11 protein-coding genes are annotated in these 16819 nt (G+C 50.4%); 5 read left to right on the forward strand and 6 right to left on the reverse strand.

The window, feature by feature from the left end; all coding sequences use genetic code 11:
* Positions 1-244 precede the first annotated feature (244 nt).
* Positions 245-2164 carry a transketolase C-terminal domain-containing protein gene (locus tag H6F88_RS03015; RefSeq protein WP_190641257.1) on the reverse strand — a complete coding sequence of 640 codons (1920 nt, stop codon included), beginning with the start codon at positions 2162-2164 and terminating at the stop codon, positions 245-247.
* A gap of 812 nt (positions 2165-2976) precedes the next feature.
* Here H6F88_RS03015 and H6F88_RS03020 point away from each other — a divergent pair.
* The 3 genes from H6F88_RS03020 to H6F88_RS03030 all read left to right on the forward strand — a co-directional run bounded on the left by H6F88_RS03020 (position 2977) and on the right by H6F88_RS03030 (position 4629).
* Positions 2977-3219, forward strand: a complete 243-nt coding sequence (locus tag H6F88_RS03020) for a hypothetical protein (RefSeq protein WP_190641258.1) — start codon at positions 2977-2979, stop codon at positions 3217-3219.
* A gap of 86 nt (positions 3220-3305) precedes the next feature.
* Positions 3306-4103, forward strand: coding sequence for a methyltransferase domain-containing protein (locus tag H6F88_RS03025; RefSeq protein WP_190641259.1), 798 nt, complete (start codon positions 3306-3308; stop codon positions 4101-4103).
* A gap of 127 nt (positions 4104-4230) precedes the next feature.
* Positions 4231-4629, forward strand: coding sequence for a GFA family protein (locus H6F88_RS03030; protein ID WP_190641429.1), 399 nt, complete (start codon positions 4231-4233; stop codon positions 4627-4629).
* A gap of 99 nt (positions 4630-4728) precedes the next feature.
* On the opposite strand, the gene H6F88_RS03035 is transcribed toward H6F88_RS03030, so the two are convergent.
* The 3 genes from H6F88_RS03035 to H6F88_RS03045 all read right to left on the reverse strand — a co-directional run bounded on the left by H6F88_RS03035 (position 4729) and on the right by H6F88_RS03045 (position 11924).
* Complete coding sequence (locus tag H6F88_RS03035) at positions 4729-5337, reverse strand: hypothetical protein (protein ID WP_190641260.1); 609 nt, start codon at positions 5335-5337, stop codon at positions 4729-4731.
* Positions 5338-5344: 7 nt separating this feature from the next.
* Positions 5345-10468 (reverse strand): hypothetical protein, encoded by a 5124-nt coding sequence (locus tag H6F88_RS03040; protein ID WP_190641261.1) that lies wholly within the window; start codon positions 10466-10468, stop codon positions 5345-5347.
* 151 nt (positions 10469-10619) lie between these two features.
* A complete protein-coding gene (locus H6F88_RS03045) occupies positions 10620-11924 on the reverse strand; it encodes a P-loop NTPase fold protein (protein ID WP_190641262.1) in 1305 nt (434 codons plus the stop codon).
* A 205-nt stretch (positions 11925-12129) separates the two neighbouring features.
* Between H6F88_RS03045 and thyX the strand changes: the two genes are divergently transcribed.
* Entirely contained in the window at positions 12130-12852 is a 723-nt protein-coding gene (gene thyX / locus H6F88_RS03050) for an FAD-dependent thymidylate synthase (RefSeq protein ID WP_190641263.1), read from the forward strand.
* Between the two features lie 7 nt (positions 12853-12859).
* Here the strand turns inward: thyX and H6F88_RS33850 are convergent, their stop codons facing one another.
* Both H6F88_RS33850 and H6F88_RS03060 read right to left on the reverse strand, forming a co-directional pair.
* Positions 12860-13363 (reverse strand): methylated-DNA--[protein]-cysteine S-methyltransferase, encoded by a 504-nt coding sequence (locus H6F88_RS33850; protein WP_190641264.1) that lies wholly within the window; start codon positions 13361-13363, stop codon positions 12860-12862.
* A gap of 32 nt (positions 13364-13395) precedes the next feature.
* A complete protein-coding gene (locus tag H6F88_RS03060; RefSeq protein ID WP_190641430.1) occupies positions 13396-14862 on the reverse strand; it encodes a DNA-3-methyladenine glycosylase 2 in 1467 nt (488 codons plus the stop codon).
* A gap of 286 nt (positions 14863-15148) precedes the next feature.
* On the opposite strand from H6F88_RS03060, the gene H6F88_RS03065 reads away from it, so the two are divergent.
* Positions 15149-16762, forward strand: coding sequence for a hypothetical protein (locus H6F88_RS03065; RefSeq protein WP_190641265.1), 1614 nt, complete (start codon positions 15149-15151; stop codon positions 16760-16762).
* Positions 16763-16819: the final 57 nt, after the last annotated feature.

A 16819-nucleotide genomic window follows, 5' to 3' on the forward strand; every position in this document is an offset into this window, starting at 1 on the left:
TCAAAAATAGAAATCTGACAGATAGCATAACTTAAATTTGCTTCATCAATACCTACAAAAAACCTTCCTTTCACTTCTACTAGCAAGGATTGGAAATAGAGGTGATTGGCTAGGGATTTAGACAATGCCAACATAAAGTTCTGTAGATTGAGTTGAGATCATGGGTCAAGATCTCGCTTATGAAAAGCAAAAAAAGAGGATGAGCATTGCTCACCCTCTTTTCAACTCACTTTACCTACACAAATTAACCAATCAACTCTTTCACCTTGCTGATAATGCCATCGGGGTCAATGCCTTGGTGGGGGAACTGTTCCCACAGACCACCACAGCCTTCCTTGTGAGTACCCACGTGAGCAAACTTAGGAGTCAGCCCACGCTCTAGCAGCCAGGAACCAAAGCGGCTGCCCAGTCCGGTGCGACGGTTGAAGGCTTCAGTCACCAATACAAACGGAGACGAACCAACTTTGGCGATCATTTCTTCGTCAACCACGTTTAGTGTGGCTTTGTTGATCAAACCTACGTCAATCCCTTCCTGCTTCAGCTTCTCAACTGCATCGAGGGCGCGATAGAGCGACTCACCAAAGGTGACGATGTAGCCTGCGGTGCCTTCACGCACCACTTCATCTTTACCAGGGACAAAGGTATAGCCTTCGCCATACAGGTCATTCCCATTTGCATCCAAAATGTTTGGTGTTTTGGAACGGGTGGAAAAGATAAACCGCAGACCCGGATCGTTAAACACGGCTTCTACACAAGCGGTCATTTGAGCAGCATCGGCGGGGAAGTAGAGACGCGTTTCGTGACCGTCATCTAGTCCGTTGTCGGCAAACAAGTTGTTGATACCAAAGTGGCAGGTGTTGTCTGCCATGTCGTCGATGCCGGAGTGTGAGAAGTGGCAGAGGACGTTGGCGTAGTTGAGTCGCGCCATTGTGATTTCGGAAATGCACATTTCCAGGAAGGCGCTGAAGGTGGCGAAGATGCCCTGTTTGCCTTGCTCCATGCCAAAGCCAGCCGCAGCAGCGAAGTTGCCTCGCTCCATGATGCCGGAGCTAATGAAGATTTCGGGATATGCGTCGTGGATTGCCTTGAGTCCGCAGGAGCCTTCCAGGTCGCTGTCGATGCACAGCACTTTTTCTTTGCGCTCTGTTTCGCTCATGCGGCCCAGAACGGAGACGACCGCTTCGCCAAATACGTTGCGGTTAGAGCCTTGCTTGCTGCCAGAACCGAGGTAGGTGTAAGGATTGTTGGGCTTTTCGATGTTCTTGAGATACTCGGCGGCTTCAGTTTGTCCGCGAGACTCCAGGTAGGCGATCGCCAACTTCACCGGAATCACATCATGTCCGTGGGTGGAACCTTCCAGCCCTTCAATGCCAACGCACATTTTGCGCTTGTTAATCAAGGCAACCGGGCCATCGGTGGTGACAGCAGCACACATGCGACGATACAGGTCGTCAATGTCTTCGGGGTCGCCTTCATTTACGTCTAAGCCATGAGCTTCTAGCACTCTGCCAACGCTAAAGCCCTTCAAATATTCAGAAGGATGTCCGGCAATGGTGACATCGTTATCGTCAATCAGCAGCTTCACGTTCAGACCTTGGGCGACTGCAAGACGGGCGGCTTCTGCGTCGTTGCCTTCCTGCTGGGAACCGTCAGAGCCAAGGCAGAAAACGATTTTACCAGGATTGGCGATCGCCACCCCATTCACGTAGGGCCAAACATGTCCTAGCCGTCCACCGCTAAATTTAACACCGGGAGTCAACCCCAGCTCTGGGTGTCCAGGAAGTTCTGAATGAGCGGCACGGTATTGAGTTAGCCGCTCCACGTCCAGTTCCCCATGAATGACTGCCATCAAATATTGAGTCGCGACGCGGTGTCCTGCCTCATCAAAGAAAACTGGCACAAACTTATCTGGCGCTCCCCGGAAGAATGCATCCAAAATCACGACTTCCGGCACTGTGTCATAAGGTCCGCCCGTGTGTCCGCCTACGCCTCTTGCTGCTCCAGTTGCGGTGAAGAATACGATCGCATCCCGGCAAAGCTCAATATTTGCTCTCAATGCATCCCGCTGTTCGTTGGTCAGGGTTGGGTTAGTCGGGTCAAGGGCGATGGGTTGGTAGGCATCCAAATCAATCGGGAAGCTGGTTCTGGCTTTAGCAATAGTCATGGCTGATTTTCTTTAAGTGGGCAGTTATTTAAGGCGAACACTTCTAGAGACAAACCATCGTTACGGACGGTTTTTGGCGAACAGGAGAATTATTAGAGTAGAACTGATGGCGATCGCGACGCCGCATTACACACAGGATAGATCTCAATGGACGGAGAACTACAGAGAATGCTGTCTCGCTAATGTCCAATCTCCTGATCCTATAGCGCTCTGCGTGGGTCTTTGAGGTTTGGTTCCTGAGAAATTTTGCCTAGTAAGACACAAATTTTCAAGAAGCAAAATAACTCCTGTGCTCCTCAAAAGGCTTAGAAACGCCTGAGTCAGAGCAGAAATTTCTGTAAACAGCTATACCTGAGTATAAATGCTCATTACTCTTATGATCAAGATTGTTAATGAAAAGTAAAGTTTGGTAAATAGTCGTCAACCATCACCTCAAGCATTTCCCTCAAAAATCTGTAGCTTGCCACCTTGACGGAGAGTCACTATCCCAGATATGCTCTCACGTTAAGGTTGTCATTTTTACTCAAAAGCAGCCCTACTACGCCCAAAAATCTAGCGCCGCCCAAGGTTGCTGCGAACAGCCTTGAGCGACTGACCCCCAAACTGTACAGAGCAGTCTGGCGGCTAACGGTGAATTTTAACACTCCCTTAGCCACCCCGACTTGTCATGTCAAAAAGCCGTTGCTGATCCATTAGGACATGAAAGTGAAAATAAACTCACTTTTCGTCCTCTCACTTATTGCAACGTGTGAATTAGTACGGGGTGGCTAGGTTTTTGGGGTTTCCTCAAAAACCCTAAGGAGTCACAACTTATGTCTCAATGCTTTTTGGAATCTCCCAACGTACCCACCGTTGAGAGAGAAGTTTCCGCACTTCAAAATAGTAAGCGCGATCGCCTACGAATCCTCATTATCGGTTCTCGTGATGGTGTGATAGAAACGATTCACGACCTCTATCACCGTGGCTTTGCCGAAGTGAGTGCCTGGAGTCCCTTGTTACCTGCACCGAGTTCTGGTGAAGTGATGAGTATCTTGACTCGCGATCGGAGAAGGTAAGAGAGAGGGGCGATCGCTTGAGGATGGGCGATCGCTCTCTCACCAAAACTTCGGGTATTAGGTTGAGAAGCATAAGGTCCAGAAAAGTGAGAAAAAATGTTTACTACAGTAAAATTGCCGATATTTATGATCGAACTCGCTGGCTGACAGAGCCAATCGCTGAGGAAGTTGCAGATTTTATTCTTACCCTAGTCAAGGCAACTCCTGAAACTACTTTCTTAGAACCTGGTATAGGAACTGGGCTAAACGTTCTTCCTTTAGTAAGGCGTGGTTATTCTGTGACTGGGATTGATGTCTCTCAGGAAATGCTTAACCAATTTCGTCACAAGCTGCCTAAAATTTCCCGGAATCTGAAACTGATTCATGGAGATGCTTCACAACTACCTTTCCCCGACAGCAGCTTTGACGTTGTGCTAACTGTTCACATGCTTCACTCTGTTGCCAATTTGAGAATATTTTTAGATGAGATCGATCGGGTTCTAAAACCAAAAGGTTTCTATCTTAATGCTCAATGGATTACTCCACCTGCACGGCTGGAGTTTGAGCAGCATTTCAGAACTATCTTATCCAAGTATCAAGAGCCACAACCCTCACAACAGTCACGCAAAGTAATTAACGAAATTAACATAGAGGAGTATTTACGTAATCAAGGATATGAGTGTAATTATTTGATAGCTAAGGAATGGACGGTAAGCAACCAGGTTCAGGAATTACTCAGCTTCTACAGGCTACGGGCATATGGGTTGTGCTGGGTTGTTCCAGATGAAGCCTTTCATCTTGCACTAAAAGAGTTCGAAGTATTTTGCCATGATCATTATGGTTCATTGGATGCGGAGTTATCATCTCAAGCACGCTTTGAAATATGGGCATACACCGCAAGCTAACACTTCACGGCAGTGGACGGTCGAAAGTCGCTTGTGCCTGGTTCCAGATTATTCGGCACTGAAGATTGGCTCTCGTTGAGGTCAGCCGTTGATAAAATGTCAGAAAGCAACGCGCGATGGAGGACGGATGAGGAACGTGCAGTATCACGGAGGATGTCTCTGTGGAGCGGTCCGCCTGGAAATTGCTGCTGAACCGTTTCGGGTAGGCATCTGCCATTGTCTAGACTGCCGCAAGCACCACGGGGCAATATTCCATACTTTTGTGGTGTTTCCTGCCGATGCGGTCAGCATCACCGGCACGACAGCCGACTATCGCGGACGCTATTTCTGCCCAGTTTGCGGCTCCTCGGTCTTCAGCCGCTCGGACGACGAAATCGAAATCCCTGCCGGTACTTTGGATACGCCGAACCAGGTGACACCCACCTATGAACTCTGGATTTGTCGTCGGGAGAATTGGCTGCCCCCGTTCAACGTCGCACGCCAATATGAGCGCGATCGAGAAGGGACGGCACGCACCGAACCATAACCGAAACTCAGCCTGACTTCATCGTGCGTGTTACCCACATCTAGCAGTTTCGAGAGTTCCTCGAAGAGGTGCTTCTTAGATCCGAGCCGGGGTCAGCTATCAACCAATGTAGGGATAAATAGGTTCTTCTGACTGTAGAAGCAAGCTCCAATAATGGATCGCATACTTCTCACACCTAGCTAAGTTTCTCTGATGGTGACCTAGACCTATTTGAAATGAGTAATAAGCTAGTTTGGCTTCACCTAAGACCGACAACTTACTATATTTGTGTTGCTTCAGGATATAGCTCAATGCTGCAATAATCTTTTTATGTCTAGAAAGCATCCACCATTGAACTTGATACTCTGCTATTTCAATGGGCAAATTTAGTAGTTTTACTGCTTCGGCTAATTGAAGCTGAACCTCAGAGTAGTACTTTAATTCCTTTTCTGGATCACCAGCAAATCTTGCAATCTGAGCATCATCAGAGATTCGATAAGCCTCAGAGATAAAGCGACCAACTTGATTACTCAACGATTCAGGATAGCCTAAAAGCTGATAGATTTTACTTGCCGTATTAGTTAACTCATCAAACTCTTCTGCATCATGTAGCCAATAGATTCTAGCTTGCAGTCTTCCCAAAGTATCAGCTAGCTGTGTACTCATATAGAAACCTAAATAACATAGAACTAAAATAGCTGGACGCGCAACTGTGTTGCGATCGCCCAATTAAAGTTCACTCAACTCGAAAGTGAAGTGAGCGATCGCAAACATCTCGATCTTCCTCATTCACTTCAGGACTGTGAGCTAAGTAGTCTTGAAGCCATACGCATCCCTGCTTTAGCAATTCGTGTAAGTCCCAATTCCATAGAATGATGGTGTGGTCATCGCTGCCAGAAACAATGGTTTTGCCATCGGGGCTAAAGCTGACACTGTTGACTCCGCCACGATGTGCTTGAAAAGTTTGTAGCTCTTTGCCTTCAAGGTTCCAAAGCTTCACAGTGTAATCTGCACTGCCAGAGGCAATCGTTTTACCATCAGGACTGAAACTGACGCTTCTCACCCACAGTTGATGTCCTCGAAGAGTTTGCAGCACTTTACCGTCAAGGCTCCAAAGCTTCACGGTGCGGTCAGCGCTACCGGAGGCAATGGTCTGTCCATCAGGGCTGAAACTCACACTCCTAACCCAGTCCTGGTGTCCTTGAAAAGTATGTAACACTTCTCCATCAAGGCTCCAAAGTTTTATGGTGTGGTCAGCACTACCAGAAGCAATGGTCTTACCATCGGGGCTAAAACAAACACTTCTGACTCTATCTTGATGTCCTTGAAAAGTATGTAACACTTCTCCACCAAGGCTCCAAAGTTTTATGGTGTGGTCAGCACTACCAGAAGCAATAGTCTTACCATCGGGGCTAAAACAAACACTTAAGATCATGCCAAGATGTCCCTGGAAAGTTTTTAACTCTATTCCATCAAGGCTCCAAAGTTTCACAGCGTAGTCGGCACCACCAGAGGCAATGGTCTGACCGTCAGGGCTAAAACATACACTCCAAACCCAATCATCGTGTCCTTGCAAGGTTTGCAGTGGACTGCCGTCACGGTTCCAAAGCCTGATGGTGTGGTCAACGCTGCTAGAAGCAATCATTGTGCCATCAGGACTGAAACAAACACTTCTGACTTTGTCGCGATGCCCCTTTAAATTCTGTAGTTTTTCTTGCTCCAGACTCCAAAGTTTTACGGTGTAGTCAGCACTACCAGAAGCGATCGCCTTACCATCAGGGCTGAAACTTACACTTCTAACTCTGTCGGTGTGTCCTTCAAAGGTTTGCAATTCCTCTCCATTCAGGCTCCATAACTTGACGGTATGGTCATCACTGCCAGTGGCGATAGTCTGTCCGTCAGGGCTGAAACTTACACTTCTGACCCACAGTTGATGCCCCTGAATAGTTTGTAATTCTTCTCCGTCAAGGCTCCACAGTTTGACCGTATGGTCGGCACTGGCAGAGGCAATGGTCTTACCATCAGGGCTAAAACTCACACTCCAAACCCGACCGTGGTGTCCTTGAAGGGTTTTCAGTTCTCCATTAAGGTTCCACAGTTTGACCGTATGGTCAGCGCTGCCAGAGGCAATCACTTTGCCGTCGGGACTAAAGCTGACACTTGCCACCATCTTTTCGTGTCCCTGAAAGGTTTGTAATTCCGCTCCGTCCAGGTTCCACAGTTTGACGGTGTGGTCAGCACTGGCAGAGGCAAGGGTCTTGCCATCGGGACTGAAACTTACACTTAAAACGATGTCTTGATGTCCGTGCAAGGTTTGCAGTTCTTTGCCCGTGACTGTCCAAAGTTTGATGGTGTGGTCAGCACTGGTAGAGGCAAGGGTCTTGCCATCGGGACTGAAACTCACACTTAAAACGATGTCTTGATGTCCGTGCAAGGTTTGCAGTTCTTTGCCCGTGACTGTCCAAAGTTTGATGGTATGGTCAGCACTGGCAGAGGCAAGGGTCTTGCCATCAGGACTGAAACTCACGCTCCAGATCCAGTCATCATGTTTGAATTGATTGCGCGATCGCACTCCATAAACAGTTTGCCAAAGCCGACTCATCATTCTAGTTTGCAGCTCGACGGGTGCTGCTATCTCCTGAAGTTTGAGACAAGCTTTAACGCTGGCGAGTAAAGCTGCCAAATCATCATAGGAGAGCAACAGCGCTTGAGAAGCGGCTCCCAGTGCCTCAATTTCGGCAATTTCGGCGCGCTGACGTTCTTGCTGCTCCTTCAAAAGTGCCTGTTCCTTGTCGCGCAGGGCTTCCCTGAGTTGTTCTTCGCTGAGGCGGCGTTTTTCTCGTTCGGCTTCGAGTTCGGCTAGGAGTCCGTGTTCCTGCTGCTGACGAATGTAGCTGACGAGGTAATCGTGGACAAGCTGGTAGCGATCGCCCGGCAACTCAGGCACGTTTAGCACCAGCCCGGAGCCGACCATGATTTCCAGTACTAGATCAAGTTGTTTAGGGGGAATAGTGATACCCGTAAGTTCCAGTTCTTCTAAGAGTTCCAGGCGAGTTTTGAAGGGACGAGTGCCGTTTTCGTCGGTGAGGAGAAAGAGGACGAGTTGGGCGATCGCTTCATTGGGTTTACCGCAGTCGCGAATGATTTCCTGTAGGTAGCGCTGTACCAGCGTTTGCTTGGGATGTTCGCCTAGCTGCTGATATTCAACCAGCGTATCTATTCGGTCTTCTTGAAGCTGTGCGCCAACGATTTGTAGCTCGATTGGGCGAATGCCGCCCAATGCACCCGTCAGGTCTTTGACCAGAGCATCCACCAGGTCTGGGTCTAGGTAGAATTGCGATCGCGCGGTTAAATTCTCGATTACGGCTCTGGCATCGGCAGGTGAAAAGTCGCCCAGAGGATAGCGGATCTCGCGGCTGAGAATGTCATGGTTAATCACTTCCAGATCTGCGACGCGATCAATTTCTAACAGGTAGTGCAGGTAGTCTTCTCGCAGAGACAAGATGACCTTGACATAGGGAATGTTGAGGCAGTCACGCAAAAACAGGTAGAAAGATTTGCGCTGGAGCAGGTCAGGGCGAACAAAGAAGAATTCCTCGAACTGATCAAAGATTAGGACAGTGAAAAGGTTGCGATTCTGATTTTGGCGGAGTTGAGTCAGGAGCCAGAGGAGACTATCTTGCTCGTTGCTGACCATGTCCGAATCGTTGCCGACCGCTTCCGAATCATTTCCGCCTGTGTCCGAATCGTTCCTGACCCCCGCTGAATCATTGCCAACCACTTCTGAATCGTTCCCGACTGCTTCCGAATCATTCCTGACCGTGTCCGAATCGTTACCGACCGCCCCTGAATCATTCCCGACCACTTCTGAATCGTTGCTGAGCGCTTCCCGGCTATAACCGATCGCCTCCAACCCCTCCCTCAAGTATCGTTCTAAAGTTTCTTCCCAACCTGTGTAGACCGATAGCAGCAGAGGAAGGACGCGGCGGGCTTCGATGGTGCGACGTTGCAGGGTGGGAAACAGTCCGGCAGTGACGATGGAGCTTTTGCCTACACCGGAGGGTCCGTGAATCACGGTGAGTTTGTCTTTTGGGGTGCTGATGCGGGCAACCAGACGGTCAACATCTTGTTGACGACTGGAGGCAGCAATCTCCTGAGCCACGATCGCCTCTGGAGAGGAAGGGGCAACTTCAAGGGGAATGGGCGATCGCTGCGGCTCTAGCCGACCCGCTCCAGCGAAGGCACGAAAGCCATATTGTTGCTCTACACGCCGCTGTGCTTGCTTGATCCGAAAGGCTTCCAGGTAATTTCCTTTGACAAAGTAAAGATCTCGCAATTCCTGCAAGATATGAATATAGAGAACGGGGTCATGCTGCGGATCGCTGGCAGTCTGGGCTGATTTAAGCGAGGCGATCGCCCCACTAATGTCACCCAGGTGAGATTGCGATCGCCCCAACAGCAGCAAATACCAGCTCCGTTGATAGCGTTCTGCCAGGGCAAGGCTGTCTTCTATCACTGGTGGTGTGTTTGCTGGTTGTGACTGTGTCTCAGTTACCGCTGAGGATGTTGCAGGCAGGAGAGTAGGTGCAACTTCCGTCTCCTCTGGGGTTGCTTCATCCAAAATTTCTAACGCTGCTTCGGCACACTCATGGGCTTCAGCCCAATCTGAACGGGCTAACATCAATTCCGCCCAAAACCCGTGATCTCGCGCTAAACGCACCGGATCGCTATAGGTTTCGTGTAGCTCCATTGCTTCGCTGGTGAGGGTTTCCAGTTCCTCCCAATGGCGCAGCTTTTGCAGCGTTTCCTGCAAGGCAGTGATGAACTTAGCTACCAGTTCTAGCCGTCCTTCTTGTCGAAACAGGTCTAGGCACTGGCTGAAATATTCCTTAGCGCGACGGCACGACGCTTCATAGGTCGCCCGCTGCAAAACGGCATAGCTGCGCCACCACAGCCCCAGGTGAAACAGCAGAATTGCTTCTTTGAGAATGTAGGAAGTCGGAGTGTGGGGAATCAGCGATCGCAGCGGCACCGTTCCCAACTGCTCACCGTTTCCGTCGCTTTCAATATCGGTGATTGTGGCGCTGCCTTCCCGCCAAAAGGTGAGACTGTTTTCGTAATAGGTGCGGGCGGTTTCCATCTCGGCTCTGGCGTGGGCATCGCGTCCGCCGAGGAAGTCAAGACTGGCTTGCAGTTCAGGATCTAGGGTGCGACCGCTGTTGAGAATGTCGGCGATCGCAAATTCCAGTTCGGTTCGCAGGGGTGATCCGCTTTGCAGATTTAGCGCTGCATTGGGCAAGAATCCTTCGGCCCCGGTACTCAGCAGCGTGATAAAAATCTGGTGGGCATGGTGACGCAGGGATGTCACCAGTTCCTCAATCGGAAACTGAAACCGAATCGGGGCAGCCGCCCAGCTTCTAAAGTCAGGCGCAGATTGAGCCAATTGCCGCAGCACATGATCGTTGCCCCACAGCACCAGCGGGAAGGGCAATTTCTTACGAAATTCGTCTCGAATCAAGTTGGCAGAGCCAAACACCGCATTAAGCTGCTGTACCTTCTCCAGCCCTACTACCATCAGGGCAACAGGCAACTCACTGGGAGGGTTATCATTTAACGCTTGCAGATGCGTCTGAATGCAAGTGAACAGGGTCGGCGTAAATTCTGGCAGTTCAAGCGTTTGGATGTTTAGCGCCGAGGAAGTTTTGATGTGCTGGAGGATTTGGTCACGCAGTCGGCTGTAGTTGCAGCGCACCAAGATCAAAGAGAATTGCCCCTGAGAGAGGGTGAGCGATCGCATTAACGCCTGGAGCGATCGCTCATTCAGTATCAGCGCCTCGTCCGATGGAACCACCTCAGCCATCTATAAAACTGCCTCCACAGAATTCGTAGGTTGGGTGAAGCAAAGCGTAACCCAACAGGGGTAGTAGATTGAGTTGAAATCCCGAAACCCAATAGTGTTGAAGGTTGCGCTGGGTTGCGCTGTGCTACACCCAATCTACGGCTACTTTCCTTCAGGATAATTCCTCTAGCTCGGACAGAGCTGGATTCAAGTCAAACCAGCGCCCCTGTGGTCCACGATACTCAAACACAAACAAGCTCCGCAGCAAAGCCTGATATTCCGGCGCGTTGCCAATCGTCTTTTGTTGAGCAACCTGCCGCAGCAACTCTTGCTGAGACGCATTCATCCGCAGCACCAGGTCATCTTGATAAGTTCTAATCACACTCTCCAGAGTGCTACGTGGGAAAGGCGGGTCTTGCTGCTGCAAACAGCTATAGAGCAGCCCTAACAGGTTTCGTACATGACCGCCGCTGATTCGACACAGCCGATCGAGCGTTCCGGGCTGATCAAAAATTTCTGAAATCAGGTCGAGCCGCTGCACTGGATTCATTTCAGGAAAGGCTCTGGCTAAAACCAACTGTCGCAACAGCGCCATGCCTTCCAGGTTTTCGTGCCCGTCTCGATAGTTGACAGGCACCATCGGCAAAACCATCGGTGCCACGCCACCCCCTAGCCGATTCTTCAACGCTTCTCCTTCACTGGAGAAGATTAGCGACAGGGGAATCGTATAAACCACATGGCAGTCAAGGGCTTGAAGCTGCTTGCCCCGATCGATGAAGAGGTATTCGGGCTGCGATCGCCCTGACGCTGCCAGCCGATTTTCAACCCGATCCAGGTTATCGACGATCACCACCAGTCCGCGATAGCCTCGCCGCTCCAGCTCGACGGTTGCCCGTTGCAGCAGTTCTTGATTGATCGATTCCAGGATGCTGCTGGTGCGAGTTTCTAAAAACTGTCGAAGCTGACTGCGAAACTGTGGACTGTTTTTGGTGCGGGCAACTACTTTGCCAATGCCGACGGAAAACTCTGCTTCAGAAAACTCAATCGGCGTTTGCAGCATCGTTCCAATCTCAGAAAAAAGCCGAGAGAAGTAACCCGGTTTGAGCCGTATGCCCATATTTTCTAAGCTGTGGCTAACCTGGCGGGCGATCGCCAGCAAAATGTCGGTCACATCCACATCGGCTACGTCTAAGTCCTGGTCTGCCTCAAAATAAACAACATAAAACCGTTGCTCTTCCAGTTCTGCCTTCAGCCGAAACAGTTCGGTAGACTTGCCGCAGCCAATGTGCCCGGTGAAAAGCTGACAGGTTGGATCATTGGGCGAAAGTAGGGAGATCGTGCGCTCCAGCGCTTCGATAATTTTGCCGCCCCGCACGCCCGCAAAATCAATGTAATAAAGCTGGTCTTCAGGATTGCCAACCACCAGCGTGCGGCTGGGGTTACAGGCTCTAAAAAATCGGGCTAAGTCAAGCGCCATCGCAATATACCGTTGCTTCCACTTGGATCTTGCATCAAGGTGAGTTTAATGGCACGATTTCAGCCGCACACGTGCGGCTGAAATCGTGCAAAGTTACCTCCGTTTGAGAATAAAAAACTTAAGGATGCCCGAATTGAGACAATCTAGGATTATTCTAGAGAGCTTGATACTCTCTGCTGCTCATCTCTAAATTCTCCCAAGTCCTATGGATCGCTTTACCGTTGCCGTAATCTCGCAAACTCCCAACCCCCAGCAGGTCATTTATGCTGCAATGCACCAGGACTACGCGGAGGGGTTTGTCTGTGATGAGCGTGATCGCTGGCCCAGTGAAGAAAAAGCCGGAGAAATCATCGTCAAACAGCTTCTAGCAGGCAACCGAGGACACTATGGCCCGTTAGAGCATCCGCAAATCGTGCTCAACTGCGGCTGGTTTCCCCACAGCACCATGCAGCAAATCCGTACTCATCGCGTTGGAATCAGCTTTGATGTTCAATCCATGAGATATACCGGACAGCGAATTGTGGATGTGGTTGAGGGGAAGCAAGAGGTTGAGGATGTGTTTTACCTGCGTCCAATCGGGGTTTATAGCGATCGCCAGGGCAAGCGCTACGAATACACCCCAGAACAGCGACAGCAAGATTTGGACTGGTGTTTAGCCGCCTGCAAGCGCTACCAAGAACGAATCAATCAAGGCTTCTCAGAAGAACATGCGCGGGGGCTGATTCCCTTTGATGTGCGGCAGCATTGGGTGCTGTCGGCAAATGTGCGATCGCTCCTGCACCTCCTAGACCTGCGCTGGAAAGCTGACGCTCAGCTTGAGGCGCAAAAGCTGTGTGAACTGATCTGGGTGCCGTTTCGGGAATGGGCTCCGGCGATCGCCGACTGGTATGAAAGCAATCGCCTTAAGAAAGCTCGCCTAGCGCCCTGATCCGTTCCTAACTAACTTCAACACCTTCATGCTTTAGTAGCCAGCGTTTGCGCTCAAGCCCACCCGCGTAACCTGTCAGGTTTGCCTTTGCGCCAATCACCCGATGGCAAGGCACCACGATCGCAACTGGATTGAGTGAATTTGCCATGCCAACTGCTCGGTAAGCCGTCGGTTTACCCAATTTTGCTGCAAGTTCTCCATAGGTGACGGTTGTTCCAAGCGGAATGGTTCGCAGTGCTGCCCAAACCTGTTGCTGAAAGGTTGTTCCACCTGCGCTAACGGGAATCTGATCCAGACTGTTGTAATCCCCGTCCAGATAAGCCTGAATCTTGCTGCTAATTCCGGCTGGATTTGCTACTTCCTTTAGGTGAAAGTGTCCGTACCGCACCTGAAGTAGTTGGGTCATGCGGTGTTCGTAATCCACGAAATCTAATGCACACAAATTCTCTCCATCCGAAACCAGCAAAATGGTTCCCAATGGGGAGTTGATCTTGTCGATAAGCAGTTCCATGCTGTTTTCTCCTAAGTTCGATGCACAGGGTTCTATTCCTTTACCCCTTCTGACAACCACAGATACATGGCAGCATAAGCCCGCCAGGGTCTCCAGAACTGCGCCATCTCTAGCAACTGTGTTTTTGTCAGGGGATTGTCTGGTGATAGCGATCGCCGCAACCCTAAATCCGTTGCTGGGAAAGCATCCGGTTCACGCAACGCCCGCATTGCAATATAGTGAGCTGTCCATTCTCCAATTCCCGGCAACTCACAAAGAGCGTGAACAGCGCTTTCCAGATTGGCAAAGTGGTGCAACTGACCTTCTGCAACTGCTGTCGCCAGAGAGGAAATCGCTTTGGCACGGGCACGAGTTAGCCCCAGTTGAGTCAGGTCAGCGATCGCCAACACTTCCGGGTGAGGAAACACCCGTTGCAGTGGCGTTTCAGTCGGAGTTTCCAGGTTCAATGGCTCACCATAGGCTTCCACCAGTCGTCCTGCCAGTTTAGTGGCAGCAGCAACGCTAATTTGCTGTCCCAAAATTGCCCGCACTGCCAGTTCAAAACTATCCCACGCGCCCGGAACGCGCAGTCCTGGCAAGGCTGCAACCCGATCGCAAAGCTGTGGATCACGCTCCAAATGAGCCGCAATTTCAGTTACATTGGCGTTCAGGTCAAAGAGACGGCGTAGCCGTTCGACAATGGGGGCGATAGCCACCACTTTCGGAAACCGAATTCTGGCAAGCAAATGATTTTGTCCTTCAACCGGACGCACTTCAACCATTCCGTGTAGCCCATCCAGGCAAATCGTGCGGCAATAAAAGTCAGACCCCACTGCCTCAACCCCAGGAATCACTCTAGGTGCCAGGAAACGCACCAGCGCAGCCCAGTGATAGGGCGGGTTGAAAGGTAGCTTCAGCGTAATTTCGGCGGGTGTAGGGCTGTTCTCGGGATTTTCAGCCACGTGAATTCGTCGCAATTCACGTGGCGATCGCTGATAAGTCTTTTGCATCGTTTCATTAAACCGTCGAATGCTCATAAACCCTGCAGCCATTGCCACATCGGTCATGGACAGGGAAGTTTCGTCAATCAACTGTTTGGCAAACAAAATTCGGCGGGTTTGTGCTACGGCTAGAGGGGATGCGCCTAGATGTTGCGTGAACAGTCGCCTGAGATGGCGATCGCCCATTCCTACCTGTTCTGCCAAATCCGCCACCTTGCCATCATCCAAAGCACCTTCCGCAATCAGATTAAGCGCCCGTGAAACAACCGCGGCTCCTTCAAACTGAGCAAACAATCCAGGAGAAATTTCTGGGCGGCAGCGCAAGCAAGGGCGAAACCCATTCTCATGGGCAGCCGCAGCACAGGGCAAAAAGATACAGTTTTCTCGTTTTGGAGTTGGAGCCGGACAAATCGGTCGGCAGTAAATTTTAGTAGTCAAAACTGCGGTAAAGAACCGCCCATCAAAACGGCGATCGCGGGCTTGTACGGCTCGGTAGCAGGTCTCATGATCAAGCTTCATGGGCACAGCATAGATCTGCCTTACAGGAAAATCTAGCCGTTTTCGGACATGAGTATTGGGAATGTGGTGTGGGGGTTGGAGCAATTCCCATCTCACAATTCCTAACCCTTACCTATGTAGATTTGATAAAAATTGCGTGTTCAAATTGTAAAAACCCATACTAAAGGGAACCTGCACTTTACGGTTCAGGTCAACTTAGCAAAACTCGGAACTGATTGGGGCGGGGCAGTTGAGCCGATCGTCGGTCATCAGTTCTTGTCCATTCACCGTAATCACCTCAACTTTCATGAACACAAACAAAAAATATATGACCAGCAGGAAATCTGCTTCCTTCTGGAAAAAGGGTGCGATCGCTTTAATGGCTTCAACGTTAATCTTGGGTAGCTACTCCCAAGTTTTAGCAGACCCCGCGCCGCTGCAAATCAGCCAGCGTCAGCAAGAATGGGACAGCGTCTTAAGACTCGGAAGACTGGTCAATGCGCGTCAGCAGGTTACCTCTCTAGTCATGCAACTAGACGTTTTAGAAAAACCTGAAACCAGCTACGCAAACGCTGTCTACCAAATTTTTGCTCGTCAAGATGGTCGCTGGAGATTGATTTACAGCAGCACGGGTGCCCGTCTGATTAGCAACAACGGAGGACGGGTAACGCTAGAGCCAGAGGTGATTTCGCTGGACGACTTGGAGGATGCACTAGACGATGACGACCTGGATGATGTAGAGCTACGGGCGGTCGCCCAACTGCGCTACGACGTGCGTGGCGGACAGCGAAACCAAGGGGTGACTTGGGAACAGGTGCAAAGCTATCGGGCGATCGCTCAAACCACTACAACCCAGATCGCCAGTAGCCAGACCAGCACCACTCAGGTGACGAGCAGCCAGACGACTCAAACTAGCACTCAAACCTCTGTTCCTGTCACGGTAACTGGCGCAGGGCAACCTAACAATACTCTGAACCCGCTGCGAGGACACTTTAGTCTGGCGGTTCTTCAATCTCAGCCTACTTTTGATAATGTCATTGTTCGCGTTTCGCTTAAGGCTCAGCGTCCTAATGCATTCTTGCAAGAGCGGTTTGTTGGTGATTTTCGCTATCGCATCAACCAACGAGCAAGATTTATTCGTGGACTCAATCCAGGCGATCGCGTCGTCGTCCGCCTCTTTACCCCACAAAACGTCCTGATTGGCTACAGCGAGTTTGAGCTACTGGATGACAACGCTGCTGTAAACCTGATTTTGCCTAGCCAAAGCAGTTCCTACGGCACCGTTCGCACCGTTTACGGTGTTGATAGTGATGAAAACGGTGTCATTGACGCGAACCGCAATACCTATAGCTACTACACCCAGGTGAGTGGTTCAAGCTATCGCGATAGCCGCGTCACTTTCCTCAGCAGTACCCGAAACATTAACACCAGCCTGTTCCAAACCCAGAGCATTTCCACTTCTAGTAGCTCTGTTTACAGCAGTTCCTTTGAAAGCGGTATTTTCTCTCTGGTTGGTCGCACCATTCCTTGCTTCATCTCTGGGCTGGCTCCTGCCTTACTCGCCACTCCTGGAGAAATCGTTGAAATTAGTAACATCAGCACTAGCAGCATCTCCACCTACGAAGTCAGCCAATTAATCCTGGTCTATCAAGAAGTTGGCTTTACGGAAGGAACAATCATCGACATCGATGACTACGAGTACGACGATGACGATGATGATAACGACAACGACGGTGATGATGACGACGATGACGACTACGAATATGATGACGACGATGACGATGACGGCGGTCGCTCTCGTCGTCGCAACTGCAACCAGGGCATTGGCAACGGTTCCGAAGGATGTGACCCTGGCAACTCTCGTCCGCATGGCGGCAGCAATGACGAAAATGGACGCACTCCCGGTGGCAGACGGCGCTAACGTTTAGAATCGGCGACAGATGAAAGGGCACCCCGCTTAGCGGGGTGCCCTTTCATC

Source organism: Oculatella sp. FACHB-28 (genome assembly GCF_014696015.1).
In the GTDB taxonomy this organism is placed as follows: domain Bacteria; phylum Cyanobacteriota; class Cyanobacteriia; order Elainellales; family Elainellaceae; genus JAAUTN01.

What these genes read in the sequence shown, in the direction of transcription:
- H6F88_RS03045 (WP_190641262.1), bottom strand. Translation starts at nt 11,924, where the DNA reads ATGGCGCTTGACTTAGCCCGATTTTTTAGAGCCTGTAACCCCAGCCGC.
- H6F88_RS03015 (WP_190641257.1), bottom strand. Translation starts at nt 2,164, where the DNA reads ATGACTATTGCTAAAGCCAGAACCAGCTTCCCGATTGATTTGGATGCC.
- thyX (WP_190641263.1), top strand. Translation starts at nt 12,130, where the DNA reads ATGGATCGCTTTACCGTTGCCGTAATCTCGCAAACTCCCAACCCCCAG.
- H6F88_RS33850 (WP_190641264.1), bottom strand. Translation starts at nt 13,363, where the DNA reads ATGGAACTGCTTATCGACAAGATCAACTCCCCATTGGGAACCATTTTG.
- H6F88_RS03020 (WP_190641258.1), top strand. Translation starts at nt 2,977, where the DNA reads ATGTCTCAATGCTTTTTGGAATCTCCCAACGTACCCACCGTTGAGAGA.
- H6F88_RS03065 (WP_190641265.1), top strand. Translation starts at nt 15,149, where the DNA reads ATGAACACAAACAAAAAATATATGACCAGCAGGAAATCTGCTTCCTTC.
- H6F88_RS03030 (WP_190641429.1), top strand. Translation starts at nt 4,231, where the DNA reads ATGAGGAACGTGCAGTATCACGGAGGATGTCTCTGTGGAGCGGTCCGC.
- H6F88_RS03040 (WP_190641261.1), bottom strand. Translation starts at nt 10,468, where the DNA reads ATGGCTGAGGTGGTTCCATCGGACGAGGCGCTGATACTGAATGAGCGA.
- H6F88_RS03060 (WP_190641430.1), bottom strand. Translation starts at nt 14,862, where the DNA reads ATGAAGCTTGATCATGAGACCTGCTACCGAGCCGTACAAGCCCGCGAT.